We start from the raw sequence: 26,820 nt of genomic DNA on the forward strand, positions 1-26,820 counted from the left end.
CCGTCGCCAGCCCCACTAGCAGCGTTCTCAGATAGACGAAAGGTGGAGGAAAGCGTACACCCGCACTGTCCGGTTCTATGGCCATGCTCATTCTCCTATTTCTGCGGTCAAACTAGCATCGACTGTTGGGCTGAGATACCAGCCATCGCGCCTTGCCATAATGCCGTTGTCACTGAGGGCATGCCGGGGTTAGCGAGGTCTCCTGCGGCGTAGATACCTGGCATGCTGGTCTCGCGGCGTTCATCCACCTTGATGGCAATGCCAGCGGGCGTATCAATCGTGGCAAGCCTCAGTGCTTCGTGCAGGCTTGCGGACGGCTTGTTGCGCGGATGCGCAAACAGGATGTCGACAGTGACATTGGCTTCAGTATCTAGCTTGATAGTGGAAACATGCCCCTCGTTCCGGGTGATTTCGATGATCCGGCCGTCGAAAAGAGGGATGTTGCGACGCGCCAGATCGGCCCGGATATTAGACGGAATGTCGTGAATATCGGCGAAGACCGTCAACCTGTCAGTCCAGCCGAGGAACAGCCTGACATAATTGTGCGACTGCGGGCCGGACCAAATGAGACCCCAATGCTGGCCGGCGAATTCAAACCCGTCGCAATAGGGGCAGGGCACGATGGAGGATCCCCAGCTCTCGGCAAAGCCCGGAACTTCAGGCATCTGGTCGGCGACGCCATAGCTCAGGATCAGGCGGCGCGCCTTGAGGGTTTCGCCAGCGCCGGTGAGAACCGAGAAATCGTCGATGGCACCGGAGACGCTGTCAGCCCGGGCATTGACCAGCCTAATCGTGGGATAGCGTGCCAACTGCTGGCGCGCTTCTGTCAGGATTTCCTGCGGAGGCTTGTGATCGTGGCCGAGCAAGCCATGTGAGCGGCCGGCGAAGCGGTTGCGCTGCAGGCCGGTGTCAAGAACGGTGACCTTACGGCGGGCACGGCCGAGCTGTAGCGCCGCTGCGAGACCGGCAAAGCTGCCGCCGATGATGATGACGTCGTCCATAGTGATGAGCTCCGGGTTGTGGTTATAGATAGTTGCTCTGGGTCAAGCGACATTTGATCTGGGAGACAGCTACCCATTTACTTGCACCTTTAAAATACTATATAGTATCGTAATTCAATAATTAAGATACTGTCAAGTACTGAATATTTTATGACCAAAAAAATCAGCCAGACCCGGCGTGGCCGGCCCGTCAACGAGGTACTCGGCCAAACGATAGTCGACGCCGCGTGCGAACTCTTTGTGGAATTGGGCTTTCAGGCTACGACCTTGGACAAGGTCGCCCGGCGGGCGAAAATATCCAAGCTCAGCATCTATCGGCACTTCGACAGCAAAGAAGCACTGTTCAGCGCGGCCATCAGGGCCCGCTGCCATCAGTTTTCACCAAATGCGCTGTTTGAAGGTGCTGAGGGTTCAGCAGAAGATCAACTGATGGCGGTGGGGTCATCTCTGCTTCGTACCCTGCTAAACCCGGACGTTCGCAGTGTCGAGGCCATGGTTATGGCCGACAAGACGAATCAACCGTCGTTAAGCCGACTGCATTACGAAGCTGGACCCGGCCGTGTCATCACCCAAATCGAGGCCCTTCTGAGCCAGCTGCACGCGAAAGCAGTTTTGAACGTGCCCGATCCTCTCCGAGCCGCCCGCCTCTTTGCCGCACTATTCAAAGGTTCCGATCTGCTGATGGTCGCCCGTTTTGATGAAGCGAGAGCGCAAGACGAGCACGAAATCGAATCCTATTGCCGGTCAGCTGTCGCCATGTTTATCGCCGCGCACGGTGGCAATGTACATGCAGGCAGATAACCTGGTTAAAAAGCAGATCAGGAAAAGGATAAAGGCATGACAGAGAAAGATGTTTATGAAATCACTGACTGGAAAGGTCAATGAGTGGGGCGCCGGGTTGCCTGCCAGACCCGGCCAGATGTCGTGATTGGGTTGGAGATATTTCTGGATACCTCTTCTATAGAAGTGTTTGCCGACAATGGCCGCACGGTGATGACCAGTGTTGTATTTCCTGAGGCACCCTATAGTCAGCTTAAACTAAGTACTGACAGTGCTATCAACATTCAGCAGCTCTCTATAGCGCAACTCAGGTCAATATGGCAAAAATAGCCATACAGAGTTGGTTGCCGGTTAACGACTGATCGTTCTTATAACACCTAACCCTCCGCTAATTTGTCGGGAAAAGCCTCTAAAATCAGAGGCTTTTTTATTGCCGCTTATCTAACTCTTGAAACCGCTGTGGTGGACCCCCATTGCTGTTATAGTTTTATACCACTTGGTATGTAATATTCATATTCACAGCGATGCGGAGCGCACATGATCCCTTTATCCATTTTAGATTTAGCCCCGGTGTCGGCCGGCAGCAGCATTGCCGATAGTTTTGCCGCCAGCAAAGCCCTGGCACAACACGCCGAACAGCTGGGTTACCACCGTTACTGGCTGGCCGAGCACCACAATATGCCGGGCATCGCCAGTGCTGCTACGTCGTTATTAATCAGCCATTTAGCTGCTGCAACTTCACGTATTCGTTTAGGCGCTGGTGGCATTATGCTGCCTAATCATTCGCCACTGGTTATCGCCGAGCAATTTGGCACCCTTGCGACGTTGTACCCTGAGCGTATCGATTTGGGCTTGGGCAGAGCGCCGGGCAGCGATCAGGTAACCGCGCGCGCATTGCGGCGTAATCAGGCCGAAACGGAAGCGCAGTTCCCGGCAGACATTGCTCAGCTACAGCGCTATTTTGCTGACGTTCAGCCGGGGCAGCCGGTACAGGCTGTACCCGGCCAGGGCTTGTACGTGCCGTTGTGGATCCTGGGTTCGAGTTTATATGGCGCGCAACTGGCAGCGCAGCTGGGGCTGCCCTATGCATTTGCCTCACATTTTGCCCCTGGCATAATGCAACAGGCCGCAGAGTTGTACCGGCGCGAATTTAAACCTTCGGCGCAACTGGATAAACCCTACCTGATGTTGGCGCTGAATGTGTTTGCTGCAGACAGCACAGCAGAAGCCAAACGGTTGTTTAGCTCGCTGCAACAGCAGTTTGTTAACCTTGCACGCGGTACACCCGGCTTATTACCCGCGCCGGTAGATAGCATAGACAGTATCTGGCAGCCACACGAGAAAGCTTATGTGCAAAACGCACTGGCCTGCTCTGTGGTGGGCGATGCCGCAGAGGTGCGCCAAGGCATAAAAGACTTTATAGCCAGATACAACCCGGACGAGCTAATGCTTACCAGCATGATGCATGACCCGCAAGCACGGCAAACCAGTTACCGCATAGCGGCAGAGTTACTGGCAGAGTAAAGCCGGAGAGCTAATAAAGCGGGGCTGAATTGCCCCGTTTTGAGTGGTTAATGTTTTATTTTAGTAACGCCAGGTAACGGCCGCCTGCCATTGCCTTGGTGCGCCGTAATAGGCTTGTGTCCAGTACAGGCTTTCATAGTGTTTGCGGTTGGTCAGGTTAGTGGCGTTAAGCGACACTGACAGGTTTTCGCTCAGGTTATAACGGACAAACATATCCAGTAAGGCGTAGCTGCCCTGGCGGATGCGGATATCGGCTTCCGGGGTAATGGCAATGCTGTCCTGCCACTGCACACTGGCGCCGACCGATAAGTTAGCAATGGCTTGCGGGTAATAAACGCCGGACAGTTTTACCAGATTACGCGGTACATAGGTGCGTACCTGCTGGCCGTCGTTACCTTCTACACTTTGCAGCCAGGTATAACCCACGCTGAGGTTAAACTGATCGGTAATGCTGCCGCTAAGTTCCAGTTCAGCGCCCTGTGACTGATAATCAAGGCCGGTGTAGGTGTTAACGCCGTTAATCACTTCAACAAATTCGCCAACGTTTTTCAGATCTGCACGAAACAGCGCGGCACTGGCAGTAGCACGGTTATTGTTCAGCAAAAATTTGACACCTACTTCGCTGTTATCACCTTTGGCTACGCCCAGTGCCTGAAACCCGGTATCAACAAAAGATTGCGGCGTAAAAACTTCACTGTAGCTGGCGTACAGCGATACCGTATCGTTCAGTTGATAAACCCCGCCTATGTAGGGCACGGTTTCGCTGGCGTCTGAGCTGCTGTCAACGCCATAGCTGTAGCCACTTTGTTCAACTGACATAGCTCTGGCACCCAGCAGCACCGATAAGGCATCACTCAGGTGCAACCGTGTAGCCAGGTAAAATGACTGATGAATTTGTTTGTCCAGATGGCCGGTGGTGTAGGGATCGGTATCGTCAAATACGCCTTTGGGTGTGCTGCCATTGGCCCAGTCGGCACCCAGCACCGGATAACCGGTTTCGTAATCGAAAAACGACTGGCCGAACAGGTCGATATTGGCGTAATTAACCCCCGCCATCAGTTCATGCTTGCGCCCGGCCAGGGTATAGCTGCCACTGAGGTAAATATCAGCAATGCGGTGTTTTTCATCAAGCTTGTAGGCACTGGCATAGCCATTAAGGCCAAGCTCTGTTGCCTTATCCGGCGTGCCATAGACATAAAATAGCTCGGCATCCTGTACCATTTTATTCTGGCTCAGTAAAATATTCAGGCTCCAGTCGTCACTCAGTTTCTGGCGCAACTCAGCAAAGGTTTGAGTAGTTTTGTTATCGCGGTAAGCCCAGTCGGTAGCAGTGCTGGTAGCAATAGCATAGTTAGTTGGTGTGCCGTCGGTGTAATACAGCGGCAGAGCACCGGATAAACTGCCATCTGCTTTATTGTTATTGACACTATGGCCCAGTGTCAGCTTAGTGCTATCTGTCAGATCATACTCGCCCACCAGATATAGCTGGGTGGTGTCGTCTGCTTTGCGGTCGAGGTATGAATCGGCGGTATCTTTGGCAGCGACTATTCTGCCGCGAAAACGCTCACTGAGGCTGCCGGAAAGATCTCCCTCCAACCGGCGGTGGTTTTCCGAGCCGGCAGCCAGCGTAACATAGCCAAACAACTCCTGTGTCGGGCGTTTACGCAGGTAGTTAACGGTGGCCGACGGATTCGCCAGCCCGGTAACTAACCCGGCCGCGCCTTTGATCACTTCAATCTGTTCAAAAATGGCGGTGTCATAACTGCCTTGTGATAACCCGGCAGAAAACGGCACACCTATGCCGTCATATTGAAAATTAACCACATCAAAACCGCGGGCGGTATAGTAAACGCGTTCAGTTTCTGCCTTTTCTACTGTGACGCCGGGGGTGTAACTGAGTAAATCGTTCACGGAGTAGAGTGCAAAATCTTCTATTTGCGACCGGGACATAATAGTGATGACCTGCGGTGTTTCATACACCGTAAGATCCAGCTTGGTAGCTGAACGGCTTTCGCCCTGATGGCCATAAACCGCGATAACTTCAACTGCTGCTTCTGCCGCTGAGTTATTTACGCTGCCGTTTTCGGCCAGCACACAGGCGCTGAACGTAACAAATGAAACGGGTAGTGCAACACGCAGAGCGCGTGCAAGTACAGAAGTTTTAAATTGGCCGGGCATAGAAAATGTTCCTGAAACGTAATGAGTTATTTAGCTGCATTTCAGGCATTTTAAAGTAAGTCTTACAATCTTTAAAGGCTAATGGTAATTATTATCATTCGTATGTTGGCGTTGCCACAGAGCATCTCAGCCCGGCGTGTGCTGGCCGGGCTGAGAGGGTATGGCGGCAACTATGGTTGTATTACAAACCGCAAGGTGAAGGTAAGGCCGGGTTAGCAGCAGGTACGGTATCGACAAAAAACTGCTGGCTGGCTCTTAGCTCGGCTACTTTTGCGTTAACGTCTTTAGTGCTGAGCTGAGTTTGCGGTATGTGCAGCACCCAGTCGATATCCTGCTGATACTGGCGCTGTTCTGCTGAGTCTATCGGGCCAACCGAGCCATCAGCGCCTTTGGGCATAAACCAGAGGTTAAAATTAACCGACATCGGCACTTCAGGTGCTACGTTGGCGCTATGTTCGCCAATCAGTTCACCATCGACAAAGTAACGCACTGCATCAGCGCTAACATTCATTACCAGCGTGCGCCAGCCGCTGTAGTCACCTTCAACCCGGCTGTATTCATTTACTTTGGTCCAGGGTTCTAACTGAAAGGTTTCCCAACTGGTGGTCCACATTGCCGGCTGGGTATTTTCGCCCCAGCCACCATTGGGCAGATACTCAAAATCGACCTCGCTGTAGTTTGGGTCCAGTGGGTATTCCAGCGGGCTGATGGCATAAAATGTCTGGATCACTTCGTCGCCATCCGGCCCATAAGTTGGCTCATTACGGAAAAACACTCTGGCAGCATAGGTGCCATATAAGTATTTGCGGGCATGGCAAATTTGCGTATGCCGCGTGCCTTCGCCCGTACCATCGGTAACAGAGCTTAAACGGGCTATACCAAACTGCGCCTGTTCAGGGGCCTGGTGCAGGCTTACGCCGTCAGCCGACCAGGTAGCACCGGCAATGCCGGGGTGGCCGGTTTCTGTGCGTGCTGTCCAGCCATTAGCAAACAAGGCGTCGGTGCTGTCATAATTAAAATCATCAAACAACAGGGCTGTAGCGTTGGCGTGCTCTGCTGAGGTTATTTGTGCTGAAGGATTACAACCCTGTAATGCCAGCATAATTGCGGTGGTTACTATTATTTTTGTTTTTGTCATTTAGCTGTTCTTCCCCATCGTTTGCTGAAACCCGGCTGGCCTGAAAGTAAAAGGTGTTAACCGGGCTGAGCATAAGCGCTCAAAAAACAGACTATCAGTAAATTGACAGCGCTGTCAATTTGGTTTTGGCTGGCAAAAATACCCACGGTTGTTACTGCTTTAGCCGGGGTTGCTGGTGTTTATCCAGGGCAATAATATAACTGGCCTGCTGCAGTAATTGCTGCCAGCTGGCCTGGGTTAAACGCTGAAATGGCAGCATAAACTGGGTAAGTTCAGCTTCTGTCATACCTTTACCCCGGCGTTGCCACAGCTGCTGCTCTTGCTTCGCGCGCCAGCGGCATACGCAACTCCAGTCGGGTGCCTGCAGCCAAATCAGTGGCGTCAGTAGTTGCCAGTATTCTGTGTAAGGCCCGGCCAGCTGCGTATTAACGTAGCGCCGCCAACGGCCATCAGCATCTGTTGTGGCTTCCAGTTCATTAACCGGGGTAGCCAGTTCTGCTTCGGTTTGTGCCGGTACGCCCAGGCACCAGCCTTCAACAATCAGAATATCCAGCGTTTGTGCCGGTAAGGCAGCGGCAGGTTCATCCCGGGCTTTATCAAACCGGGGTAGTGCTACCGGTGCGCCTGCCAGCACGGCTTTGGCGTTGGCCAGAGCCTGTGTAATATCATGTGTGCCCGGCACGCCGCGCTGTGCCAAAAGTGGGTGTACATTTGCTGCCAGTTGGCGGCGCTGTGCTTTGCTCAGGTAGTAATCGTCCAGCGATACTGCAGCAGCGTTGTAGCCGGTTGCACTAAACATTTGTGCCAGCATAGCCGCCAGCGTGCTTTTGCCGCTGCCCTGGGCGCCGCTGATACCGATAACCAACGGGCGCGGCAAATTCTGCAATGCGCTGAATAGTTGCTGTAGCAGTTGTTGGTAAGCCTGTTCTGCTTCCCGGTTAAGCTGCAGTTGTTGTAACAGTACGTTAAGTTGGCTCATTGTTGTTCAGCCTGTTGTTCTTCCAGCCAGCGATACAGCGTGCGGCGGGTAATGCCGAGCATTTCTGCTGCTTGCTGCTTGTTGCCATTGGTATATTGCAATACCTGGCGCATATAGTTGTGCTGTACCTGTTGCAGGCTGGGCCAACTGGTGTCGCTGGCTTGTTGCTCTACCGCAGATTCGCCCTGATAGCTGACAATACGCTCGGGTAAGTCGTCGGGGGTTATTTCATTGCTGGCAGCGAAGGTATAAGCCCGCTCCAGTGCATTTTGCAGTTCGCGCACGTTGCCCGGGAACGGGTAACGGTACAGGCAGTCCAGCGCATCGCTGCTGATGCTGTGTACATTCGCTGGTTGTTTTTGCTTTAACTGCGCCAGAAAATGCTGTGCCAGCAGCTCCAGATCGTCAGCACGTTCCCGCAGCGGCGGTATATTCAGCGTAAAGGTTTCCAGGCGGAAGAATAAATCGGCGCGAAACTGGCTGGTTTCAACTAACTGTTCCAAATTTTGGTGAGTAGCGGCAATAATGCGTACATCTACTGCGACTTCGTCGTCGCCGCCCACCGGGCGCATACGGCCTTCCTGTAATACGCGCAGTAATTTGGCTTGCAGCAGCAGGGGCATTTCGGCTATTTCGTCCAGCAGCAGGGTGCCGCCATCAGCCTGTTTAAACAGGCCTGCGCGGCTGCCTCTGGCACCGGTATAAGCACCGGCTGCGTGGCCGAAGAATTCACTTTCCATCAGCTCGGCCGGAATACCAGCACAATTTACGGCGATAAACGGCTGGCCGGCGCGATCACTTTGCTGGTGCAGTGCCTGTGCTACCAGTTCTTTACCGCTGCCGCTTTCACCCAGTATCAGTACCGCCCCCTGTGCTTTGGCTATGCGCTCAGTTTGCTGATACAAGCGGCGCATAGCCCGGCTTTGGCCAATCATACCGCCCGGCCCCTGCTGGCTGCTCTGGCGGTACTGTTGCACTTCCTGTTGCAATGCTTTATGCGCCAGTAAACGCTCAACGCTCAGCAGCAGGTGTTCTAAATCCAGTGGTTTGGTAAGAAAGTCATCCGCCCCTTGCTTTAATGCCGCCACGGCCTGGCGCACGGTGCCAAAAGCGGTGATGAGCAGCAATGCCGGTGGCTTAGGTTGCTGGCGTAAACGCTGCAACAATGCCATACCATCAATACCCGGCAGGCGGATATCACTGATGACCAGATCCGGTGTTAAATCTGCCAGTTGTGCCAGCAAGGCTTCGGCACTGTCACAGGCTGCGACCTGATAGCCATGGCTGGTCAGTTCTTCCTGCAGCAGTTCCAGCAGCGCCGGATCGTCTTCTACTACCGCGATACGGTAAGGTGAGGCTTTTCTCATACGTTGGCCTCCGCGTTTGTCTGTAATGGCAAGGTTATACGTACACAACAGCCGCCTTGTGGCCGGTTTGACAATAACAGTTTGCCCTGATGCTCCAACACAATTTGTTGCACTATAGCCAGCCCCAGCCCGGTGCCACGGCCCTGAGCCTTGGTGGATACAAAGGGCGATAACAGCTGTTCGGTACTAAATTGCGGTGGTAAGCCGGCGCCATCGTCCAGCACGCTGACGGCCAGTTCACCGGCGTTTACTTCAACCTGCACCAGCACACTGCTGGTAGCGGCCTGCACAGCATTGCGCAGTAAATTTACCAGCGCCAGTTCCAGCCGGCCTGCGTCACCATACAGGCTTACTTTAGGGCAAGGTTGTTGCAGCTGCGGCTGTGCATCTTCAGGCTGTAGTTCAAAGCTCAGGCTGTGAATGGCTTGCTGTAATAATTCGGCTACCGACAGAGGCTGACGCTGTGTTACCGGCGTGTAGGCAAAAGCCTGTAATTGCCGTACCAGTGTACTTAAGCGCGACACCTGGTTACGCACGGCCTGCAGCTGGCGCTCTGTGTCGTCATCATCGTGCTGGCGCAGTACGCGTTGTACGCGGCCATCAATTACCGTTAGCGGGGCGCCCAGCTCATGTGCTACGCCACTAACCAACTGGCCGATAACAGCCATTTTTTCCTGCTCTTTCAGTTGTTGGGTTAGCTGTTGCTGCTGTAACTGTTGTTGGCGTAGCTGTTGTTCAGATTGCTGCATACTGTCGAGCATGGTGTTTAAGCCGCGGCTTACTTCCTGTAATTCTGCCGGGCCGGACAGCATCGCCCGGTGTTGTATTTCACCTTGTGCTACCCGGCGCATACTGCCCAGTAATTGCCATAAATAGCGGCCAATGGCTTTGTTATGGCCAAAACGGATAATTAAAAAACTGAGCAGAGCCAGTGCGCCCCAGCTAAGCCAGGCCAGACGGGATAAATGGGTTAATGATTGCTCAAAATCACTGGCGCGGCGGGTAATTTGCAGCAGGCCATGAATACGGCCACTGCGATCAGTAACCGGCATAAACTGTGAGTACAATTGCCAGCCGGACACCACACTATAAGATTGCTGTTGTTCGCCGGTGCGCACAGCTTCAGAAGCGGCCAGCGATCGGGTTAGGTCGTTGTCGGCCAGGCCGGTCGATGCTACCAGCCTGCCGTTGGTGTTATAAACCGCTGCGCCATAAATTTCATTAATAGCAAATACCGATTCCAGATTCGCCAGTATCGCATTGCCATCGCCGTTTAGCAGAGCGTCGCTAACGGGGGTACGAATAGCGCGGCCAATCAGCTCCAGATCGCTGCGTAAGCTCTGGCTTACCATGTCGTGGGTAAAGCTAAGACCAAAGCGGATAGCCAGGCCCGACAGTAATAACATCGGCAATACCACATAGCAGAACAAACTACGTTGCAAGCTGCTTTGCGGCCAGCGCAGTAAACTGGATAGTTTTGTCACAATGCCTCCTTTGGTGTGTCATAAGTATACACAAGCTTGGCCTTATAGCCGAACTTTAAGCAGTTGGTTATTTTTATTTTATTTAAATCAATAACTTAAAAATTGGCATGTAATTGGCAATAGTAATATTGAATTCTTATCAGAGGAGACTCTTTATGCGTAAAACATATTTAGCCGTCATTCTGGCTGGCCTTACTTTATCTGGTGCTGCGCTGGCACAGCAAACCGCCACAGAGGCACCTGTTCAGGCTGCAGCAACCCAGCAAACTACCGTAGATTTGAGCGATGCCAATCTGCTGAAGTTCAGTGTGGCAATGGATTCTATCCAAAAGGTTGGAGCAGAGTATGAAGGTAAGTTCCAGGCAGCCGAAACGCCGGAACAAGCCCAGCAAGTGCAGCAAGAAGCACAGGCTGAAATGGTAAAAGCGGTGGAAGCGGCAGGTTTAACGGCCGATGAATATAACGCCATCGCTCAACAGGCACAGCAGGATGAAGCCCTGCGCAACAAAATTCTCGCTATGGCAAAAACCCCTGCTGCAAACAAGGGCTAAGCCAGGCAGAACCCCTGGGTAAACCTGCCAGCCAGGCCGGAGCTGATCCGACTGGCTGGCAACCTTTCAATTTTCGCGTTAGGCTGCATATACATTCTGTTGATTCAGTGAGTTGCCATGCTAAACGCTGCAGCTAAACCTCTTGTTAAACTGGTTGAACGCTACCTGCCCGATCCCTACATCTTTGTGCTGTTACTCAGCATAGTAGTATTTGCCGCAGCAATATTATTTGAGCAGCAAAGCCCGCTGGCTGTTTTAGGCTATTGGGGCGATGGCTTCTGGGGCTTGCTCAGTTTTTCTATGCAAATGCTATTGGTGCTGGTTACCGGTTTTATGTTGGCCAGTACACCGCTGGTAAAAGGCATGCTGGAACGGCTGGCAGCACTGGCAAAAACTGCCGGTCAGGCCATTTTGCTGGTAACGGTTATTTCATTGCTGGCCAGCTGGATTAACTGGGGTTTTGGCTTAGTGGTAGGGGCATTGTTTGCCAAAGCGCTGGCCAGAAAAGTAACAGTGGATTATCGCTTACTGGTAGCCAGTGCTTACTCGGGGTTTGTGGTATGGCATGGCGGGTTGGCAGGCTCAGTGCCGTTAACTATTGCCACGCCCAACCATTTTAGCGAAGCGCAAATAGGCATTATTCCCACCGGCGAGACCATTTTTGCCGGTTTTAACCTGCTGTTGGTGGCATTGCTGTTTATTGCCGTACCGCTGGTAAATTACTTAATGCTGCCCAAAGCCGGTGATAGTGTCTATGTTGATCCGGCCAAACTGCAGGACCCGGCTGCGCCGGATACCGGCACATCACGACCTGCCGATAAACTGGAAAACAGTATGCTGTTGGCGCTGTTAGTTGGCTTTGCCGGTATTGCTTACTTAGTGCAATATTTCAGCAAAGGCGGCAGCTTAAACCTGAATATCGTTAACTTCCTGTTTTTATTTCTCGCTATTGTGTTGCACGGCACACCGAGGCGTTTGTTGCATAGCCTGCAGCAGGCCATTGCCGGCGGTGCCGGTATTGTTATTCAGTTTCCGTTTTATGCCGGTATTATGGCAATTATGATGCAATCCGGCCTGGCACAAAGTATGTCGCAATGGTTTATCAGTTTTGCCAGTGCCGAATCGCTGGCATTCTGGAGCTTTATCAGCGCCGGTATTGTGAATATCTTTGTTCCCTCCGGTGGCGGCCAATGGGCGGTACAGGCGCCGGTAATGCTGCCTGCGGCACTGGAGTTGGGGGCTGATGTCAGCCGCATTGCCATGGCTGTGGCCTGGGGCGACGCCTGAACCAATCTGATCCAGCCATTCTGGGCCTTACCTGTGCTGGCTATTGCCGGTTTAAAAGCCAAAGATATTATGGGGTTTTGTCTGGTACAGCTGGTAGTAACCGGCGTAATTATCAGCTTAGTATTAAGCTTTGCCTTTACCTGAGTTTTGCGCGGCCGGAAAACAGGCTGGACAAGGCTACTTTCTCAAATGATAATGGTTATTATTTATATAGTTTGCCATTATCAGAGCCTGGATGCCTGCCACAACCAGTTATAACAAAACCCTGCTGGTAATCGAAGATGATGCCCAGATGCGTCAGCAATTACAGTTGCTGCTGCAAAACCATGGTTATCAACCGGACATTGCTGCAGATGGTGAGAGTGGCGCCAGTATGGCGCTGACCGGCAGCTATGATTTGATTCTGCTGGATATCCGCCTGCCCGGCATCGACGGCTTTAACGTGTTGCAACTGTTAAGGCAGCGCGCCAATACGCCGGTGATTATTGTCTCGGCCTGTGGCGCTGAAGCGGATCGTATTCAGGGCTTTACTCATGGCGCCGATGATTATCTGGCCAAGCCCTACAGCTTTGCTGAGTTGCTGCTGCGAATTGAAGCCGTGCTGCGCCGTAGCCAGCCTCAGGCCGCGGTGTGGCAGCTGCAATATCAGGAATTAACACTGGACCGGCGCAGCCAGAGTGCCAGCTGCTATGAGCAGTTGCTGATGCTGACGCCGGTAGAATTTCGCTTACTGTGGGCACTGGCGCAGCAACCGCAGCAGATACTGAGTAAGCGCGTGTTGTATCCGCTGGTGCTGGACCGTAACTTTACTGAGCATGATCGCAGCCTGGATATGCACTTAAGCAGGTTGAGAAAGAAACTCAGCAGTTGCGGCTTTAACACCGAGCGCCTGGTGACGCTGCACGGTAAAGGCTTCCGGTTACTATGAACCGGCCGCTGTTTATCCGCTTATGTCTGCTGCTGGCTGTGGGTACTGTGCTGTTGTTCTGGTTGATTGCCGCAGCACTGAACCAGCTGGAGCGTCAGCTTAGCATGTTAAGCCCAGCGGCGAGGCAAACATTGTTGCAGTACCGCGATCAGGCCGAAGCTTTGTATGACCCGGCCAATCCGGCTGCATTGCAGCAATGGCTTAACCAGTTTCGGCAACAGGAAAACAGCTGGGCTACCGTGGTGCACCTTGATGTTGTTAGTATCGACAGCACCGATTTACAGGCCCGCTTTACTGATGGCTTTATTCTTGGCCGTAGTATTGATTGGCCAATTCATTTACATCTGAACTATAACCCGGTAATGGACCTGCCGTTTATCCACCACCATGCCAGTTTACTGCTGGAACTGCCTGAGCAACTCAGGCCGGGCAAATACTGGCCACCGCTGAAACTACTACTGCAATTGTTGCTACCGTTAACGCTGATGCTGCTGGTGTGTTATTTGCTGTACCGGCATTTAATGCGGCCGGTAAAGCTGTTACAGCAGCATGCCCGCCAACTGGCTGCCGGCCGGTTAGACAGCCGCGTGCGGCCTGCGCTGGGGCCAAGGCAGGATGAACTGACCGAGTTGGCCGACAACTTTGATCTGATGGCCGAGCGGTTAAGCCAGCAACTGCAGCGTCAGCGCCAGTTTATTGCTGATATGTCGCATGAGCTGCGCACACCGCTTAGCCGGATGACGCTGGCGCTGGACTGCGCCGAACAGCAACTGGATAGCCAGCTCATGCTAGCACGGCTGCGGCGCGAGTCTGATGCGATGCAGAAACTGATTGGCAATGCGCTAACGCTGGCCTGGTTGGATAACGAAGCAGGCCAGCTGGTCGCTGAACCCTTTGATTTAGCTGACTTACTCGACAGTTTATGCAGCGATGCCCGCTTTGAATTTCCTGATCGGCAGTTACACTGCAACTGGCCGGACAGCATGCCGTTAAGCAAGGGCAGCGCCCGTTTGCTTGGCCAGGCGATTGAGAACATTTTACGTAATGCGCTGCGGTTTACTCCGCCCGGAGCCAGCGTCTGGCTTAGTGTCAGCCGTAGCGAGGAGTGCTGGAATCTGCAAATCCGCGACAGCGGCCCTGGCGTAGCAGAAGCTTACTTACCACGGCTATTTACACCATTTTTCCGCGTGCCAGGGGCAGAGCAACCCGGCAGCGGCTACGGCCTGGGGCTGGCACTGGCGAAGCGGCTGACAGAAGCCGCCGGTGGCAGCATCAGCGCCGTTAATAGCCCACCCGGTTTATGTATTAGCCTGAAATTACCCGGCTAAATGTAACAAGTGTAAAAGTGGTTTGCTTCGGCTTGCTGATCTTTACAATGATTAATGATAACTATTCTCATTGTTAAGGATTGCACATGTCTCTGCGCTACTCATTGCTGGCTGTCGCTGTTGCCGCCGCCAGCGCTCAGGCTTTGGCCAATACTGACTCATCTGAGCTGGAAACCATAGAAGTTGTCGGTAAGCGCATTACCGCAGAGCGGCTGATCCTGACTGACGACGACTGGCAAAAGCGCCAGGCGCAGGATTTGGAAGATTTATTCGCTGAGCAGGCTGCACTCAGTGTCGGCGGAGGCTTAGGGGTAGCGCAGAAAATCTACCTGAATGGTATTGAAGATTTACTGCTGAATGTATCAATTGATGGCGCCGTGCAATCGGGCAGTATGTTTCATCATATTGGCCGGCTAACACTGGAGCCGGAGCTGCTGCGCCAGGTTGAAGTGCAGGCAGGCCCGGGTGATGCCACTCAGGGCGCTGGGGCTTTAGGCGGCAGTATTGATTTTGTCACCAAAGACGCCAGCGACTTATTGCTGCCGGGCGAGCGTTTTGCCGGCTTGGTCAAAGCAGGCTATAGCTCAGTGAACGACGGACAAAAGTATAACCTGACTTTAGCCAGTATGCTGAGCGATAACTGGGGCCTGATTGGCAGCTTTTCTGACGTGGATAGCAAGCTGATGCAAGATGGCGCCGGCAATAAGCAGCCAGGTACAGCAGCAAAGCAACAATTTGGTTTTGCCAAGCTAACCGGCCAGCTAACTGAGCATCAAACTGTGCGCTTTAGTTTTGAACGCGCCACTGACGATGGCCTGCGGGCACAGCGGCCAAACTGGCAGGTTAGTAGTTGGAATGCGGTGTATCCGCTGGAAACGGTGCGTAGCACCAGTGCTGTTAACTACCAGTTTAACCCAGACTCTGCGCTGGTTGATGTCAAACTGGCGCTGTTCCACAGCGACACCAAACTGAAGCAGAACGCCCGGTTTGGCCTGTATCAGGGCGATATTCAGAATCAGGGGCTGGATTTGCGTAACAGCAGCCGCCTTGGGACGCACCAGTTGGAATACGGTATTGACTACCGGCATGAAGAAACCGGCTTAACGGCACTGGAAGACCCAACAGTGCCGCAGGATGGCGAGAAAGCCCGCGTGATCGGCGTGTTTTTACAGGACTACTGGGATATTACGCCGCGCCTGCGCCTGAATGCCGGTGCCCGCTTTGACGACTATAAAGTTGATGATGCTAATCAGCAACGGTTAACGTCTGACGGTATCAGCCCTAACCTTGGCTTGTCATGGCAGCAAACAACAAACTGGCGCCTTTACGGAGGTTACAGCAGTGCGCTGCGTGGCCGCTTAACCACTAACAGCTTTGTACTGGACAGCCGTAGCAACAGCGAGGATTTACAAGCGGAAGAAGCTCATCACTGGCAACTGGGGTCTGAATGGCGCCAGGGTAACTGGCAGCTGAATGCCAACCTGTTTCAGACCGATATTGATGATGCTATTTCAGAAGTCAGCCGGGTTTACCAGAACATCGGCGATGTCGAAACCAAGGGCTATAACGTGCAACTGCGCTACCGGTTGCAGGATTTTTCAGCCTCGGCCAGTGTAAATCAAGCCAGGGCCCGATTAAACGGCGAGCGAATGAATGGCTATGACCATGGTGCCCTTGGCACCACTTTGGGCCGTACCTGGGTATTACGGCTGGAATACGCGCTCAGCAATACGCTGTTAACCGGCTGGGGCAGCCGGGCGGTGGAAGGTGAACACGATATTTCCACTTCAGCCGGCCTGGTGCAGCAACCCGGCTATGCGGTGCACGATGTATTTGTGCGTTGGCAACCGGCGATGCTTAAAGGCCTGACACTGAACCTGACAGTGCGTAATCTGCTGGATAAATTCTACCGCGATCACGCGACTGTGGCCGATTTTGGCCATCTGCCGGATTTTGAAGGTCTGGCCGGCTTGCCGGAAGCCGGTCGCGATCTACGGTTGGAAGCGCGTTGGCAGTTTTAATCCGATGGGCGCCTGCGCCCATTATTCTTTCTGGCAGGCAATGTTAAATTATGCGGCACTGGCTAAGAAAAGTTCACCTTATTACTGCGCTACTCAGCGGTATTGTGGTCAGTATTGTCGGTATTACCGGCTCCTTATACGTGTTTGAACCTGAGCTGACCGCCTGGTTGCAACGCGATTATTATCAGCCGCAATTAAGTAGCCGGCCTTTTGCCGACGATGCTGCCATTGCCAGCTATATTGAGCAGCAAACGCAGGCTCAGCTGCAAACCCTGCAATGGCCAGTGCGTAGCCGCCAGACTTACGCTTTTAAGTTATTTGGCGACAGCAACTGGTATTATTTTGATCAAAGCTCGGGGCAGATTTCACAAAACAAAGGTGCTTTTAACCACCCGTTTTTTGAGCTGGTGTACAACATCCACGCCAACCTGTTGCTGGGCGAACCCGGCCGCTACATTACTGCCACCGCGTCATTGCTGTTTGCGTTAAGCAGCATACTAACCGGCTTGTACCTGTGGTGGCCAAGGCGGTTAACCCGCTGGCGTCATGCGCTGAAAATTCACCGTGGTAATGCCAGGCGCGTTAACTTTGAGCTGCACAGCGTTAGCGCTGCCTGGTTTGCGATACCGCTGTTTATTATGGGCATCACCGGCGGATATTTTCTTTATACCGCGCCCCTGCAAAAAGTGCTGGATATGATTACTCTGTCAGAAGCGGCGCCGGCCGACCCATGGCAACAGCAGTATCAATTTGCCGGCGCAGCGCAGCCAAAGCTAAGCGCCGCTGAGGCTATTGTTCAGATGGTGCAGCATTACCCTGAGTTGTATCCGCGCAATATCTGGCTGGCTGAACATGACGATGATGCGCTGGTGTTTGGCTACCAAAACAGCTTAAGCCTGCATAGCGGGCCAAGGCGGCGGGCTTTTATCCACGCCGACCCTTATAGCGGCGAGGTGTTATCGCGCTACGACCCGGCAACCCTGCCACGCGGCGCGGCGCTGGCAGCCGCCTGGCTGATTCCGCTGCATTTTGGTGAGTTCGGAGGCATAGTTACCCGGATTTTGTGGTTTATCGGTGGGTTTTTGCCGCTGCTGCTGTTCGTTACCGGTATTAAAATGTGGTTGAACCGACGGCCCAACACTACTGGGCAGCCTGGGCGGCGCTAAGATAAGTATTGGGGTGGGCGCTGCATCTAACGTAGTGCGTAAGCACAAGCAATATTGCAAACAGGCAAGCTATTAAAAGTGGTGCAAAGGCTTAACTGAAGCAGATTAATTTTAACTGAGGCTAACTGAGGCTAACTGAGGTTAAATTGAATACCGACTGAATCAGTATTAAATGATAATCAATATCAATAACAATAGCGGTTGATAAGGATTCCTATTAACATTAATATATGTGGCTTGATGTAAGGTACTCAGGCACTAAAAGATGGCAAAACTCAGTAATCGTTTTTGGTTTCAGTTGCATGGCTGGTTTTCGCTGCCGATCTGGTTGGTGTTTTGCTTTGTTTGTTTAAGCGGCACCGTCGCTGTATTAAGCCACGAACTAACCTGGCTGACTAACCCCAACGCGCGTGCTACTAACCCGGATAACCTGCCTGCCAAACCTGCTGCTGAACTGGTAGAGATAGTACAGCAAGCCTACCCTACTGCGGCGATCAATATGGTTGTTGCCTATGAGCCTTATCTGGTAAACGGGATAATGTTTACCGATCACGATAAACCTGTCGCTATTGCCTATGTCAACCAGTACACCGGCGAAATTCAGCAAATTAATGAAGGCATGACCTTTATTAACTTTATGCGCAGCCTGCATAGCTGGCTGCTCTTCCCGTGGCAAAACGGCTACAGCGTTGGCTATTATCTGGTGTGTGCCATGGCAATAGTGATGCTGGGAGCCTTAATTACCGGCCTGATTATCTATAAAAATTTCTGGCGTGCTTTTACCCAGCCCAAATTGCGCTTTAACCAGGGTAAAAGAACGATTTTGACCGATTTACACCGGTTAGCCGGTGTCTGGTCTATCTGGTTTTTAATGGTGATGAGTGCCACCGGGCTATGGTATCTGGTGCAGGCAGTGCTGTGGCACGCCGATATTGATATTGAGCCGCATGACCCTATTGTTGCGATACATGACTTACCGACAGAGCAACAAGCACCGAAGATTGATTTCGCTGCGGCGATGCGGATAGCGCAACAACGTTTCCCGGATTTTCAGCCAAGCTATCTGATGTTGCCAGAACATAACCGGGGTATGTATACGCTGGTGGGCGGTGGCGACCATATTTTCTATGACCAGTATTCATACCACCTGAATATTAACCCCTGGACCGGCGAAATTGCCAAAGCAAAATCACCGGAAACGATGACAGCATTACAAACGGTAATGCATATTGCTGACCCTTTGCACTACGGTACTCTTGGTGGTATCTGGACTAAGATTATCTGGTTTTTGTTTGGTTTGATTTTATCGGGTATGTCGATTACCGGTTTTATGATGTGGGGCAGCCGCACCGTGAAAGCGGCCCGAGAGCGTCGTAGTACCGACAGCAACCTGTTAACGGAGGCCAAAGATGGCGTTTAAAAATAGCTTTTGGCAGCGTAATAAATTTAAGTTAAGTGGGTTATTGTTGGTACTGCCGATATGGTTTTTGTATGACTCTTTAACACCGGTATTCCCACCTGCCTGGAACGAGCAGGCCGTAGGGCCTTATGTTATTACACCGATGCCGTTTGATTTAAAACAGCCTTACGCGCACCACGAAGAGTTTGTAAAAGATTTTCTGCTGATGTTTAAGCAAGGCGATATTAATACTATCCGTCAGGGCTACGTGAATATTGGCCCCTCGGCGCTGCCACTTACAACCTTGCAACAAGGTGATGAAGGCATATTACATGGTAGTGAGCATGGCCTGCATGTGCATGCCATAGCACCAAAACAGTTTAGCGCCACGGATAAACTCTGGTTAACCATTCAAACCTGGCAGGGTGAACTGCTGGTAAGCAGCTGGGAGCTGGCGCCCGCACTGTTAGCCAATAACTGATTCTGCCCACCTCATATTTCCCCGGTGGCTAAAAGCTTGGTAGCACCGGGGTAGCGCTGTACATTTTCCGTTCATCTTTGGCTATACTCTCTGGCGCAGTCCGGCGCAGTTATCGTAGTAAGGTCGCAGTAAGATATGCCGTTTTTCTGACACAAGGAGAACAGTTATGGCGGCTTCGAAACGGATAATAATTTGTTGTGACGGTACCTGGAATGAACCCGATGATATTCCAACCAACGTAACCAAACTGGTACGCAGTATTAAGCCCACTGCCAGCGATGGTATGCATCAGGTGGTATTTTATGATGAAGGTGTGGGTACCGGCGGCAGAATAGATAAATTTATTGGTGGTGCTTTTGGCAGCGGGCTGGAAAAAAACGTACTCGATTGCTACCGCTTTTTAGTGCACAACTATGAACTGGGCGACGAAATATATTGCTTTGGTTTTAGCCGTGGTGCTTATACCGCCAGGGCTTTTGTCGGGTTAGTGCATACCGTTGGCTTGTTAGAGAAAGACCAGCTTGACCAGATGAAGCAAGTTTACAAATACTACCGCACCCACCCGGAGCAGCGACCGCAAACTCAGTATTATGACAATTACCGGCCCGATATCCGGATGGTAGGCGTGTTTGATACGGTTGGGGCACTTGGGGCACCTACGCCATTTCTGGGCAAACTAACACGGGGTTGGGTAGGCTTTTTTAACACTCATATTTGTGAGCAGGTAAAGCATGCCTATCATGCGCTGGCACTTGACGAGCGGCGGGGGCCATTTCAGCCTGATTTATGGACCGGTAGCTTAAAAGGTGATCAGTATATGGAGCAATGCTGGTTTGCCGGTGTGCATTCTGATATTGGTGGTGGCTATGAAGAGTGCGGCTTGTCTGATATTCCATTGCAATGGATGCTGATTAAAGCCTGTGCACTGGGGCTGGAGTTTAATGACGAATACCTGTTAACCCTGTGCCAGCCTGATTTACATATGCAGGTGCATAATTCTTATTCTTACAGTTACAAATTACTGGAAAAATTGGGGGCGGGTGAATCGGTGCGGCGCATTTATGGTGATCCGGCGAACCCACCTATTAATGTCAGTATTCACGATAGCGTGTATCAGCGCATAGCCGGTGGTAAATACCAGCCCCAAAACCCTGATTTTCCAACCGCTGATAAACTGGCCGACCGGCGCAGGCAAATTCGCTATATGGCCACCGATACACCACTGGCACAACTGACGATAAAAGAATTTGCCGGTCATTGCCAGTTGCTGGATTTTAGCCAGGGAGGTGGTGCACGTATTCAGTACAACGGCGAGCTGAAAAAAGGCGACAGTGTTAGCTTTGCAAGCGAACGTTTTGGTAACAGTGTAGCGCAGTGTGTGTGGAAAAAAGGCAACCAGTACGGGTTGCTGTTTAACAGCCAAATGCTCGATAGCTGATGTTGCTACAACTGCCTGGCTACAGAGCGCGTAGCCAGGATTTCACCAGTACTAACAAATTTAACGCTTAGTAATCGCCTCGTGTCTCAAGTTTCCGGTACTTTTATTGCGATAATTATTGTGATGTTATAACATTTCCGGCTCTATGATTTTAGCCAAACTAAGTAAGACACATGAAAAAGCGGTTTATATTTTCGTTATTCGCCATCTCTACCAATGCAGCAGCCCAAAATACTGATAATGAAGTGGTTCAACATCAGCAAACTCAAGCCAATATTGAGCATATTGAAGTTAAGAAACACTGGCAGCCTTACCGTGGCAATGTACCACTTATTGATACACCACAAGCCATAGACCGCATCAGTGTCGATAAATTAGAAAATGAAGGCATTACACGTTTTAGCGACGCCTTAGATTTTTCCGCCGCTATTGTCAGACAAAACAACTCTGGCGGCATGTTTGACAGCTTTGCTATCCGGGGTTTTTCAGGCGATGAATCTAATCCGACGGGTTACTTAATTAATGGTTTCAACGTCCGTGGTTACAGCGGCAACAGAAGTACGGTAAATATTGAAACCATTGAAGTGATGAAAGGCCCGGGTTCTGCCTTGTATGGCCAGGGAGAACCCGGCGGCGCCATCAATGTGATCACCAAAAAGCCTTTGTTTAATGAGCAGGGGTATATTCAGGCCACTGTAGGCAACTACAACAGGAAAGTACTGGAGTTTGACTATACTGACGGCCTTAACGATGTCAGTGCTTACCGTATTACCGGTACTTATGAGGATTCTGATACATACCGGGATCATGTTTTCTTTAAAAATCTAAACATAAACCCATCTTTCATCTGGAATATTTCTGACGACACCAGCCTGAGCTACGAGATGGAAATTCTGGATCAGGAAAAGCCGCTGGATCGCGGTGTGTATATTTTAGATAACGATTTCGACGCAGCCGATGCTGAAGCTTTCTATGGTGATATCCGCGATCATGCGCACGAAGTAAAAGCCTTTGGCCATCAGTTAATTTTAAACCATACGCTAAACCAGAATTGGCATCTGTTAACCGGTTTTGCCTACCGGGATTCATCAATGAAAGGGCAATCTTCGGATACCGAGCTGTCTGATGGCAGACAGTTGTTGCTAACAGATCCCAATATTCTATCAAGGCAGCGCCGGGAGCGGGATTACCAGGCGCGGGATCTGTCTTTACGTTTTGAACTAAGCGGTAACACCGAGCTTTCGGGTTTTGTAAATAATATTTTGGTCGGTTTGGATTATTACAATTATCACCTGGACACAGACTACAGAGTGTGGCGCACGGCCTGGGGATCTGGCGATACAACCTATAGCATTGATCCGAATAACCCTGATTACACTGTGTTCCGCCCCGACGTGTTACCAACAACACTGACGGACGAAAAACAGCAAGGCCTGGGTTTTTATGCACAGAACTTGATTGAGCTGACCGAGAAAACAAAGTTACTGCTGGGTTTTCGCGTAGATCGGTTTGAGCAGGACATTTTAAACAGAATCAATTATGTATCTCAAAACCAGGACAAAACACAATTCACCCCACGGGCTGGCTTTGTCTATAAAATTAACGACAGTGTGAACCTGTATACCAGTTATGCTGAAGGTTTCAGACCAAACCCGGGGCTGGATTCTGACAGAAATGCCTTTAATCCTGAAGAAACCACTTCGTTTGAGATCGGGGCTAAATGGCAGAACCTTGCTGGTCGCTTCTCAGGTAGTGTGGCTATTTTTGATGCAGAAAAAACTAATATGCTAACTGCTGAGCCAAACACGGGGTTTTCGGCCACCTTAGGTGAAGTAGAAAGCCAGGGTATTGAGTTTCAGCTGACAACCAGCCTGACCAACAGCACCAGTATTGACCTGGGTTATGCCTACGTTGACGCAAAAACCGCGAAAGACGCCACCAACCTGGATTGGGGCGTGCCTATCCCTAAAGGCTCACGGTTAATAAATATCGCCAAACACTCTGGCTATATCTCTTTGAACCACTTTACGCAAATTTTAGCGAAAGACGCTTTTGTTGGTGTAACTGTGCGCCATGTTGGTGACCGCTTAGGTGAGACAACCGACACTGGCTATATTTTACCTTCGTACACCCTGGTTAACCTGGCAGCTTCTGTCGACTTAAGCCAACAGCTCAGTGTGAAGTTTGATGTAAACAACTTATTTAACGAAGACTACATTGAGAACTCGTACCATAAGTTATGGAATATTCCCGGCTCGCCGGTGAATTACAGTGTCAGTGTGAAATATCAGTTCTGAAGTGAAGGCTTCCCTGGCAGATATCACAACAATGCTTTATTGAATTTCGGGATGATTTAACATGCAGGACCTGATTATAAATGCTTCAAATTTATCTGTTAACGTAAAAGAAAAACAGATATTGAAAAATGTTTCCTTCAGTGCCAGACAAGGCGAGGTACTGGCATTGCTGGGTGGGAATGGTGCCGGTAAATCCACCACCATTAAAACTTTTCTGGGTTTGATGACGCCATCATCCGGTTCAGTGTTACTGGCGGGCGTCAATGTACACCGCCAACCGGATATCGTGCGGCAGAAGGTCGCTTATCTGCCGGAGTCGGTCATGTTGTACGGGCATTTAACGGCCATTGAAAATATAAAATATTTTTTATCCTTGTCTGGTAAGCAAAAGACAGATAGCGATATTGCGGCAGCTTTACAGCGTGTGGCTTTGCAGGAAGCGTCATGGCACTCCGTGCTGGCGGGGTATTCAAAAGGCATGCGGCAAAAAACTGCGATAGCGCTGGCATTGCTGCGTGAAGCCCCTATTTTGTTTTTAGATGAACCCACATCAGGTCTGGATCCAGTAGCTATTGATGAATTCAACCGTTTAATAAAGCAGTTAGCCGCGCAGGGCTCTACGGTTTTTATGGTTACCCACGACGTGTATGGCGCCTGTCACGTCGCTGACCGCATTGGTTTGTTGCACAGCGGAGAAATTGTTGGCATGTTCGACGCGCCCGAGCACGGCAATATCGATTCTGAGGTAGTGCACAACGCGTTCACTCAAGGAGTGCGCTAATGAGTGTTATATGGGCAATTGCTACAGATGAGTGGCGGTACTGGCGCCGTTCCAGTCTGGCACAAACCGTATTGCTGATTGCGATAGTGTTAGCGGCGGCTTCGGTTTGGGTGACGCACGCCTCTATTACCATAACAGCTGAGGCGCGCCAGCATATGCAAGCTGATGCAAAACAGGTGTTTGAGCAGCAACCTGACCGCCATCCGCACCGGATGATCCACTATGGTCACTACTTATTTCGTGCACCTCCCCCTTTAAGTGCGTTAGATCCCGGTATTGATGCCTATACCGGTAATGCAATTTTTCTTGAAGGACATCAGCAAAACAGCGCAACCTTTGCAGAGCAAAAGCAGAGTAGCGGCTTAAACTGGCTTGGTAAGCTTACCCCTGCATATGTGATGCAGGTGCTAACCCCGCTGCTACTGATTGTACTTGGCTTTGGTGTGATGACCCGTGAGCGTGAGGCCGGCACTTTAGATTTTCTGAAGGTGCAGGGCGTTTCAGCGCTTACGCTGATGCTGGGCAAAGGTGTCGCGCTGGCCGGTGCCGGCCTGTTAATACTGATCCCGCTGGTGGTAGGGGCACTGATAACCCTGCTACAGGGTGCTGCAGCGCTGCCCGTTATGGTTTTTATTTTCGCTTATCTGCTGTATCTGGCTATTTGGTGTGGGATCGTGTTGGCGATATCGACCCTGGCATCCTCTAACAGTACCAGTTTTAGCGGCTTAATGGCCGTGTGGATCCTTATGTGTCTTATCCTGCCCAGAATTGCCAGCAACACTGCCGCTGTTGTGGCGGTTTCTCAGGGTAAAATAGAAACCGACTTTGCTGTGCTACAAAGCATCCGTGAATCAGGGGATGCCCACAATCCTAACGATCCTGCCTTTAAAGCACTGAAAGACAACCTGTTAGCGCAATACAATGTTGAAACAGTTGAACAGTTGCCGGTTAATTTCAGAGGCATCGTATCGCGTTCTTCCGAAGCACATCATACTGAAATTCTGAACAAATTTGCCGGGCAAAAAATGCAGGGCGAGCAGGCTCAGGCCGGCATCGCGCGCAAATTTGGCTGGCTGTCACCGGTTATTGCCATTCAGACTGCCTCAATGAAGCTTGCCGGCACCGATTTAGAAAACTACCAGCGCTTCTTGCGCGAAGCAGAAGCAATACGCTTTGACTTTGTGCAGTCGCTGAACACGCTTCACGCTGAAGGGCTTACCTACGCGCAAGATGCAAACAGATATAGCAGCCAGCAAGCAAAGCAAGCGGCTACTGTCAGCTCAGCTAACTGGCAAATACTGGATGATTTTCATTTTACCCCTTTAGCGCCAGCGCAACTTGTTGCAAACAGTCTTTTGGCGTTGTTACAGCTTTGCTGTGGCATGGCTGTGGTACTGGGGCTTATCTTTTTCGCAGGTAGACGTATATGAGCTGGTTAGACATTTGTCGTGAAACCCGATTTGTTTTACGCAAGAAAAGTGTTGCGTTAGTGCTGTTGGTTGGCTTTTTGCTTTCGTTGTTTTCTGTATGGACAGGCAGCGTGGAAGTCGCGCAGCAACACGCAACCCTGGAGCGCATAGAACAAGCAGATAAACTGGACCAAGCTGATGTCACCAGGCGTTATGATGACTATGGTTCCATCGCTTATTACAATTTCCACTTAACGTATGAGCCGCCATCGTCACTGGCATTTGCCGCGTTAGGCGTACGTGATGTTTACCCCTGGAAACACCGTATCCGTATGCTGGCGATTGAAGGGCAAATTCATGAATCTGATACGCAAAACCCGGAGCTGGCACTGTTTGGCCGTATCGATTTTAGCTTTGTCATCGCCGTTATTGCGCCATTACTGCTGATACTGTTACTACATGATTTGCGCGCCAGCGAACGGGCTGCTGGCCGGTTAGACTTTTTATCTATTACCGCCCGCACCGCTTATAGCTTATGGCCACTACGCGCCACCATTGTTGTGTTAACACTTTGGTTAGCGTTTATTCTGCCTTTTATCGGCGGTGCCATTTTTAATGGCGTCGGCGCTGGCTTAACGCTATCAGTGATAGCCATAGTGCTGCTTTACATTCTGCTATGGGCATTACTGTGTTATTGGGTGGCACGCTTTACCTTTCCCGCCCCGGTGCTGGCTTCTTTTTTAATGGGCTTTTGGTTGCTTACCACCTTTGTTATTCCTGCTGTCGCCAATGTTGTTATTGATAAAGCTATTCATGGCCCACAGGGCGGCGATATTCTGATGACGCAGCGTGAAGCAGTAAATGATGCCTGGGACATTCCTATCGACACCACCATGAATGCTTTTGTAGCCTCTCATCCCGAGTGGGCAGGTAAAGCGCAGGTAAATTCGCTGTTTGAATGGAAATGGTACTATGCTTTTCAGCAACTGGGAGATGAAGCCGCCAGACCTTTAGCACAAGCCTATCAGCAAACAGCGGAAGATAAATATCGCGCTGCCGGGCGGGTAGCCTGGTTATCACCGGCGACGTTACTGCAAAGAGCACTTACCGGTTTGGCACAGACAGACGCAAAAGCGGCGTGGCGCTACGAGCAGAAAGTAAGGCAATTTCACGCTCAGCTGCGTCATTTTTACTATCCACTATTGTTCAGCAGTGATGCATACAACGCAGAAGCACTCGATGCCCGGCCTGTCTTTACTCCTCACAAGTAAAGGCATTGGCAG

Annotated in this window: 21 protein-coding genes and 1 pseudogene; 16 read left to right on the top strand and 6 right to left on the bottom strand. The window is 51.2% G+C overall.

From position 1 onward, the window contains the following. Window positions 1–107 precede the first annotated feature (107 nt). Window positions 108–1,001, bottom strand: coding sequence for an NAD(P)/FAD-dependent oxidoreductase (locus tag M2404_RS03070; protein ID WP_259238254.1), 894 nt, complete (start codon window positions 999–1,001; stop codon window positions 108–110). 150 nt (window positions 1,002–1,151) lie between these two features. Here M2404_RS03070 and M2404_RS03075 point away from each other — a divergent pair, with 150 nt between their 5' ends. The 3 genes from M2404_RS03075 to M2404_RS03085 all read left to right on the top strand — a co-directional run bounded on the left by M2404_RS03075 (window position 1,152) and on the right by M2404_RS03085 (window position 3,305). Further along, a complete protein-coding gene (locus M2404_RS03075) occupies window positions 1,152–1,802 on the top strand; it encodes a TetR/AcrR family transcriptional regulator (protein ID WP_259238255.1) in 651 nt (216 codons plus the stop codon). An 84-nt stretch (window positions 1,803–1,886) separates the two neighbouring features. Then, a complete protein-coding gene (locus M2404_RS03080; RefSeq protein ID WP_259238257.1) occupies window positions 1,887–2,111 on the top strand; it encodes a GH32 C-terminal domain-containing protein in 225 nt (74 codons plus the stop codon). A gap of 207 nt (window positions 2,112–2,318) precedes the next feature. Beyond that, the gene (locus M2404_RS03085; protein WP_259238259.1) at window positions 2,319–3,305 is read left to right on the top strand and encodes an LLM class flavin-dependent oxidoreductase; all 987 of its coding nucleotides are present in this window, start codon (window positions 2,319–2,321) and stop codon (window positions 3,303–3,305) included. Window positions 3,306–3,365: 60 nt separating this feature from the next. Here the strand turns inward: M2404_RS03085 and M2404_RS03090 are convergent, their stop codons facing one another. From M2404_RS03090 to M2404_RS03110, 5 genes are all read right to left on the bottom strand, one after another. Beyond that, a complete protein-coding gene (locus M2404_RS03090; protein ID WP_259238260.1) occupies window positions 3,366–5,483 on the bottom strand; it encodes a TonB-dependent siderophore receptor in 2,118 nt (705 codons plus the stop codon). 181 nt (window positions 5,484–5,664) lie between these two features. Next, window positions 5,665–6,621, bottom strand: a complete 957-nt coding sequence (locus tag M2404_RS03095) for a glycoside hydrolase family 16 protein (protein ID WP_259238262.1) — start codon at window positions 6,619–6,621, stop codon at window positions 5,665–5,667. Between the two features lie 151 nt (window positions 6,622–6,772). After that, complete coding sequence (locus M2404_RS03100) at window positions 6,773–7,600, bottom strand: kinase (RefSeq protein WP_259238263.1); 828 nt, start codon at window positions 7,598–7,600, stop codon at window positions 6,773–6,775. After that, on the bottom strand, window positions 7,597–8,967 hold the full coding sequence (locus tag M2404_RS03105) for a sigma-54-dependent transcriptional regulator (protein ID WP_259238264.1): 1,371 nt from the start codon (window positions 8,965–8,967) through the stop codon (window positions 7,597–7,599). The genes M2404_RS03100 and M2404_RS03105 overlap by 4 nt, the downstream gene beginning before the upstream one ends. Further along, window positions 8,964–10,451: a sensor histidine kinase gene (locus M2404_RS03110; RefSeq protein WP_259238265.1), complete on the bottom strand. Its 1,488-nt coding sequence runs from the start codon at window positions 10,449–10,451 to the stop codon at window positions 8,964–8,966. The genes M2404_RS03105 and M2404_RS03110 overlap by 4 nt, the downstream gene beginning before the upstream one ends. Before the next feature lie 155 nt (window positions 10,452–10,606). On the opposite strand from M2404_RS03110, the gene M2404_RS03115 reads away from it, so the two are divergent. The 13 genes and pseudogenes from M2404_RS03115 (at window position 10,607) to M2404_RS03175 (ending at window position 26,808) form a co-directional block, all read left to right on the top strand. Beyond that, window positions 10,607–11,002 (top strand): DUF4168 domain-containing protein, encoded by a 396-nt coding sequence (locus M2404_RS03115; RefSeq protein ID WP_259238266.1) that lies wholly within the window; start codon window positions 10,607–10,609, stop codon window positions 11,000–11,002. A gap of 117 nt (window positions 11,003–11,119) precedes the next feature. Continuing rightward, window positions 11,120–12,433, top strand: a pseudogene (locus M2404_RS03120) (short-chain fatty acid transporter). A gap of 91 nt (window positions 12,434–12,524) precedes the next feature. Next, a complete protein-coding gene (locus M2404_RS03125) occupies window positions 12,525–13,217 on the top strand; it encodes a response regulator transcription factor (RefSeq protein ID WP_259238267.1) in 693 nt (230 codons plus the stop codon). Further along, a complete protein-coding gene (locus tag M2404_RS03130; RefSeq protein ID WP_259238268.1) occupies window positions 13,214–14,545 on the top strand; it encodes a sensor histidine kinase in 1,332 nt (443 codons plus the stop codon). Before M2404_RS03125 ends, M2404_RS03130 begins: the two co-directional genes overlap by 4 nt. A gap of 86 nt (window positions 14,546–14,631) precedes the next feature. Next, window positions 14,632–16,566, top strand: coding sequence for a TonB-dependent receptor domain-containing protein (locus M2404_RS03135; RefSeq protein WP_259238269.1), 1,935 nt, complete (start codon window positions 14,632–14,634; stop codon window positions 16,564–16,566). Window positions 16,567–16,616: 50 nt separating this feature from the next. Then, on the top strand, window positions 16,617–17,732 hold the full coding sequence (locus M2404_RS03140) for a PepSY-associated TM helix domain-containing protein (protein ID WP_259238270.1): 1,116 nt from the start codon (window positions 16,617–16,619) through the stop codon (window positions 17,730–17,732). Window positions 17,733–17,997: 265 nt separating this feature from the next. Then, window positions 17,998–19,152: a PepSY-associated TM helix domain-containing protein gene (locus M2404_RS03145; protein WP_259238271.1), complete on the top strand. Its 1,155-nt coding sequence runs from the start codon at window positions 17,998–18,000 to the stop codon at window positions 19,150–19,152. After that, window positions 19,142–19,612 (top strand): hypothetical protein, encoded by a 471-nt coding sequence (locus tag M2404_RS03150; RefSeq protein ID WP_259238272.1) that lies wholly within the window; start codon window positions 19,142–19,144, stop codon window positions 19,610–19,612. The genes M2404_RS03145 and M2404_RS03150 overlap by 11 nt, the downstream gene beginning before the upstream one ends. A gap of 166 nt (window positions 19,613–19,778) precedes the next feature. After that, window positions 19,779–21,050: a DUF2235 domain-containing protein gene (locus tag M2404_RS03155; protein ID WP_259238273.1), complete on the top strand. Its 1,272-nt coding sequence runs from the start codon at window positions 19,779–19,781 to the stop codon at window positions 21,048–21,050. Between the two features lie 173 nt (window positions 21,051–21,223). Beyond that, a complete protein-coding gene (locus M2404_RS03160) occupies window positions 21,224–23,347 on the top strand; it encodes a TonB-dependent siderophore receptor (RefSeq protein ID WP_259238274.1) in 2,124 nt (707 codons plus the stop codon). A 61-nt stretch (window positions 23,348–23,408) separates the two neighbouring features. Further along, window positions 23,409–24,128, top strand: coding sequence for an ABC transporter ATP-binding protein (locus M2404_RS03165; RefSeq protein WP_259238275.1), 720 nt, complete (start codon window positions 23,409–23,411; stop codon window positions 24,126–24,128). Beyond that, complete coding sequence (locus M2404_RS03170; RefSeq protein WP_259238276.1) at window positions 24,128–25,558, top strand: ABC transporter permease; 1,431 nt, start codon at window positions 24,128–24,130, stop codon at window positions 25,556–25,558. Before M2404_RS03165 ends, M2404_RS03170 begins: the two co-directional genes overlap by 1 nt. Further along, entirely contained in the window at window positions 25,555–26,808 is a 1,254-nt protein-coding gene (locus tag M2404_RS03175) for a DUF3526 domain-containing protein (protein WP_259238277.1), read from the top strand. Before M2404_RS03170 ends, M2404_RS03175 begins: the two co-directional genes overlap by 4 nt. Window positions 26,809–26,820: the final 12 nt, after the last annotated feature.

This window comes from Rheinheimera pacifica (assembly GCF_024809855.1).
In the GTDB taxonomy this organism is placed as follows: domain Bacteria; phylum Pseudomonadota; class Gammaproteobacteria; order Enterobacterales; family Alteromonadaceae; genus Alishewanella; species Alishewanella pacifica_A.

Coding starts and splice junctions, on each gene's coding strand:
- M2404_RS03070 (WP_259238254.1), bottom strand. CDS start 1,001: ATGGACGACGTCATCATCATCGGCGGCAGCTTTGCCGGTCTCGCAGCG.
- M2404_RS03075 (WP_259238255.1), top strand. CDS start 1,152: ATGACCAAAAAAATCAGCCAGACCCGGCGTGGCCGGCCCGTCAACGAG.
- M2404_RS03085 (WP_259238259.1), top strand. CDS start 2,319: ATGATCCCTTTATCCATTTTAGATTTAGCCCCGGTGTCGGCCGGCAGC.
- M2404_RS03090 (WP_259238260.1), bottom strand. CDS start 5,483: ATGCCCGGCCAATTTAAAACTTCTGTACTTGCACGCGCTCTGCGTGTT.
- M2404_RS03095 (WP_259238262.1), bottom strand. CDS start 6,621: ATGACAAAAACAAAAATAATAGTAACCACCGCAATTATGCTGGCATTA.
- M2404_RS03100 (WP_259238263.1), bottom strand. CDS start 7,600: ATGAGCCAACTTAACGTACTGTTACAACAACTGCAGCTTAACCGGGAA.
- M2404_RS03105 (WP_259238264.1), bottom strand. CDS start 8,967: ATGAGAAAAGCCTCACCTTACCGTATCGCGGTAGTAGAAGACGATCCG.
- M2404_RS03115 (WP_259238266.1), top strand. CDS start 10,607: ATGCGTAAAACATATTTAGCCGTCATTCTGGCTGGCCTTACTTTATCT.
- M2404_RS03125 (WP_259238267.1), top strand. CDS start 12,525: ATGCCTGCCACAACCAGTTATAACAAAACCCTGCTGGTAATCGAAGAT.
- M2404_RS03130 (WP_259238268.1), top strand. CDS start 13,214: ATGAACCGGCCGCTGTTTATCCGCTTATGTCTGCTGCTGGCTGTGGGT.
- M2404_RS03135 (WP_259238269.1), top strand. CDS start 14,632: ATGTCTCTGCGCTACTCATTGCTGGCTGTCGCTGTTGCCGCCGCCAGC.
- M2404_RS03140 (WP_259238270.1), top strand. CDS start 16,617: ATGCGGCACTGGCTAAGAAAAGTTCACCTTATTACTGCGCTACTCAGC.
- M2404_RS03145 (WP_259238271.1), top strand. CDS start 17,998: ATGGCAAAACTCAGTAATCGTTTTTGGTTTCAGTTGCATGGCTGGTTT.
- M2404_RS03150 (WP_259238272.1), top strand. CDS start 19,142: ATGGCGTTTAAAAATAGCTTTTGGCAGCGTAATAAATTTAAGTTAAGT.
- M2404_RS03155 (WP_259238273.1), top strand. CDS start 19,779: ATGGCGGCTTCGAAACGGATAATAATTTGTTGTGACGGTACCTGGAAT.
- M2404_RS03160 (WP_259238274.1), top strand. CDS start 21,224: ATGAAAAAGCGGTTTATATTTTCGTTATTCGCCATCTCTACCAATGCA.
- M2404_RS03165 (WP_259238275.1), top strand. CDS start 23,409: ATGCAGGACCTGATTATAAATGCTTCAAATTTATCTGTTAACGTAAAA.
- M2404_RS03170 (WP_259238276.1), top strand. CDS start 24,128: ATGAGTGTTATATGGGCAATTGCTACAGATGAGTGGCGGTACTGGCGC.
- M2404_RS03175 (WP_259238277.1), top strand. CDS start 25,555: ATGAGCTGGTTAGACATTTGTCGTGAAACCCGATTTGTTTTACGCAAG.